The 530-nt window shown below is 61.3% G+C and carries 1 protein-coding gene and 1 pseudogene; both read left to right on the plus strand.

Going from position 1 to position 530, the window contains the following annotated elements; translation table 11 throughout:
• Nucleotides 1-213, plus strand: a 213-nt coding sequence (locus AD666_RS00035) for a putative PEP-binding protein (protein WP_156315899.1), incomplete at its 5' end; no start/stop codon positions are given.
• A gap of 132 nt (nucleotides 214-345) precedes the next feature.
• A pseudogene (locus AD666_RS00040) lies at nucleotides 346-530 on the plus strand (alpha/beta hydrolase); the annotation flags it as partial.

A 530-nucleotide genomic window follows, 5' to 3' on the forward strand; every position in this document is an offset into this window, starting at 1 on the left:
GAGCGGAACCCGGCTGTCAAGAAACTGCTGGCCAATGCCATCGCCGCCTGCAACAAGGCCGGCAAGTACATCGGCATCTGCGGCCAGGGGCCTTCGGACCATCCGGACCTGGCCAAATGGCTGATGGAGCAGGGCATCGAAAGCGTTTCGCTGAACCCGGACTCCGTGCTGGAAACCTGGTTCTTCCTGGCTGAGGGGCAGGGCGCGGTCTGATCGAGGGAAGGGCCTGATCGACTAAAGCCGGCCAGTTAACCGTCGAACCTGTGGGAGCGCTTAGCCGGGTCCTTTTTGATTGAAGTAGGGCGGGCTCCTGACAGATGCCGCCCTTTTTTGTGCAAGAGCATCATGCAAAGCAGCAGTCACCTATTTCCTGTCGCCCTGATCAGCGCCGAGCGGCGTGGCGATCTGAGCGAAGATGTCTATCGTTTGAAACCTGGCAACAGTCCCGACTGCACCGTCGAACTGGCTGTCACCCGGCTGGGCATGGCCGATGCCACCGAGGCGGCCCGCGGGGTCCCGGTAATCCTGTT

This window comes from Pseudomonas sp. Pf153 (genome assembly GCF_001269775.1).
In the GTDB taxonomy this organism is placed as follows: domain Bacteria; phylum Pseudomonadota; class Gammaproteobacteria; order Pseudomonadales; family Pseudomonadaceae; genus Aquipseudomonas; species Aquipseudomonas uvaldensis.